Annotated in this window: 4 protein-coding genes; all 4 read left to right on the forward strand. The window is 68.4% G+C overall.

Annotation, left to right across the window (positions count from 1 at the left end; translation table 11 throughout):
* Window positions 1–227: hypothetical protein (locus WD250_16295; GenBank protein MEX2621778.1), on the forward strand; the 227-nt coding region annotated here is incomplete at its 5' end.
* Window positions 224–469, forward strand: coding sequence for a hypothetical protein (locus WD250_16300; protein MEX2621779.1), 246 nt, complete (start codon window positions 224–226; stop codon window positions 467–469). The genes WD250_16295 and WD250_16300, both read left to right, overlap by 4 nt.
* 516 nt (window positions 470–985) lie before the next feature.
* Entirely contained in the window at window positions 986–1,246 is a 261-nt protein-coding gene (locus WD250_16305; GenBank protein ID MEX2621780.1) for an ATP-binding protein, read from the forward strand.
* Window positions 1,247–1,486: 240 nt separating this feature from the next.
* On the forward strand, window positions 1,487–2,655 hold a 1,169-nt coding region (locus WD250_16310), incomplete at its 3' end, for a class I SAM-dependent DNA methyltransferase (GenBank protein ID MEX2621781.1).

The raw sequence follows: 2,655 nt of genomic DNA on the forward strand, positions 1-2,655 counted from the left end.
ACTCCATCCTCGCTTCCAAGGTCAGGAGCCTCCAACGAACCCAGGGCGATTCAGAGGCGGTCAACTGGTCGTTGGGACACGCCGCGGTCTACGGCCGCTTCGCCGAACGCGACCTGGCCTTGATCCTGGCGCACCGAGCAGCCGGTGGCACCCAACCCACAGCCCGGGCCAGCGAGGACCACAGCCTGCAGGCCGGCACCAACGCCTGGAAGGAGTTCGGACGATGAACCAACCAACGATCACCGACGACGTCCACGCCGAGGGCTACGCCGCGGTGCACGTCGAAGAGCTCGACCACTGGGCGTGGCTGTTGGGCCGCATCGAGGACTGGTTGCTGCACGCCGGCGAGGACACCATCGCTGACTGGGCGGCGTTCGCCGGACCCTGCGGCGAGGACATCGACGAGGTCACCGACACGCTCGGGCGCGCCACGGTGCGCCTGCACGACCTCGCGAAAGGCCGGCCATGACCACCCCCACCCCGACACCACCACCCCTGGACGACGACCTCGAGGCGTTGCTGCGACGCATGCGCCTGCCCCACATCCGCCGCGCCGCGCCCGAGGTGCTGGCCACCGCCCGCGCGCAACGCTGGGAACCCGCCGAGGTCCTACGCGTCCTGCTCACCGAAGAGGTCGCCGGCCGCGACCGCTCCTCCACCGCCACCCGGCTGGCCGCCGCCGGATTCCCCACCGGCAAGACCTTCCACAGCTGGGACGGCGGCCTGTCATCGATCCCGCCGCCAACCCAGACCGCGCTGCGCACCCTGGAATGGGTCACCCGCCACGAGAACCTGGTCGTGCGCGGCCCGTCAGGCACCGGCAAAACCATGTTCCTCGAAGCGCTCGGCCACGACGCCGTGGCCGCCGGCCACAAAGTCGCCTGGTTCAGCCTGGAAGCCCTGGGGATCCTGGTCCGCCGCCACCGCGCCGACGACTCCGTCACCCGCGCCATCGCCCGCATCCTGCGCGCGGACCTCGTCGTGGTTGACGACATCGGGCTGCTGCCCGTTCCCACCGAAGCCGCCGAAGGGCCTCTACCGCCTCGTCGGCGCCGCCTACGAGAAACGCTCCGTGGCCATCAGCTCCAACCTCCACCCCAGCGGCTTCGACGACATCATGCCCAAGACCCTCGCCGGCGCCACCGTGGACCGGCTCCTCCACCACGCCCACCTGTGCCACACCACCGGCGACAGCGTCCGCCTCGCCCAAGCCACCAGCGGCCAGGGGGTGAAGCCCCTGACCTGACACCCCGGGGAGATCACACGGCCACCAGTGGGGAGAACTCATGGCCGCACCCGGGGAGATCTCATGACCGCCCATGGGGAGATCTCACTGCCCCTTGACACAGCGGTCCTGCTAGTCCCGCCGTGCCGTTCCCGGCACGCGTGCTCACAAGGGTTGTGCACGACCCACAAAATGGGGCGGCGAGTTCACGGTCCCCCACATCACGAGCATCTGGCACCATCGAGCGCATACAGGTCGTTGATGAGGGGACCCCTGCCGTTGAGCGCCACCGAGACCGTCCGCAACCACGCCGCGTTCGTCTGGTCGGTCGCCGACCTGCTGCGCGGGGACTACAAGCAGTCCGAGTACGGCCGGGTGATTCTCCCGCTCACGGTGCTGCGCCGCCTGGACTGCGTCCTTGCGCCCACCAAGAACGCGGTCCTCGAGCAGGCGGCCAAGTACGGTGATCGGCCTGAGCTGCTTAAAGCCGCCGCTGGCCCAGACTTCTACAACACCTCCCGGTACGACTTCGCCCGGCTCCTCGCCGCGCCCGACGACCTGGCGGACAACCTCCGCCACTACATCGCCAGCTTCTCCCCCGGCGCCCGCGACGTCATCGACAAGTTCGGGTTCGACACACAGCTCACCCGCCTCGACCGGTCCAACCTGCTCTACCTGGTCGTGTCGAAGTTCGCCGAGATCGACCTGCACCCCGACGCCGTGTCGAACCTTGAGATGGGCTACCTCTACGAGGAGCTGATCCGCCGGTTCTCCGAGCTGTCCAACGAGACTGCCGGGGAGCACTTCACCCCGCGTGAGGTGATCCGGCTCATGGTGAACCTGCTGTTCATCGAAGACGCCGACCTGCTCACCAAGCGCGGCATCTCCAAGACCATCCTCGACGCCGCATGCGGGACCGGGGGGATGCTGTCAGTCGCCGAGGACTACCTGCGCGAGCACAACGACTCTGGCCGGCTGCACGTGTACGGCCAGGAGCTCAACGCCGAGACCTACGCCATCTGCCGGTCCGACATGATGCTCAAGGGCCAGGACGCCGGCAACATCGTCTACGGCAACAGCTTCACCGAGGACGGCCACGCGGACCTGACCGTGGACTACTCGATCCAGAACCCGCCGTTCGGCGTCGAGTGGAAGAAGGTCGCCGACCCCATCCGCGACGAGCACGAGTCGAAGGGCTTCGCCGGACGGTTCGGTGCCGGGCTGCCCCGCATCAACGACGGCAGCTTCCTGTTCCTCCAACACGCCATTTCCAAGATGAAGCCCGCCGCCCAGGGCGGCTCACGGGTGGCGATCGTGTTCAACGGCTCCCCGCTGTTCACCGGCGGCGCGGGCTCCGGCGAGTCCGAGATCCGCCGCTGGATCATCGAGAACGACTGGCTCGAAGCCGTCGTCGCCCTGCCCGACCAGCT

Source organism: Egibacteraceae bacterium (assembly GCA_040905805.1).
Classification (GTDB): Bacteria; Actinomycetota; Nitriliruptoria; order Euzebyales; family Egibacteraceae; genus DATLGH01.

Coding starts and splice junctions, on each gene's coding strand:
- WD250_16300 (MEX2621779.1), top strand. CDS start 224: ATGAACCAACCAACGATCACCGACGACGTCCACGCCGAGGGCTACGCC.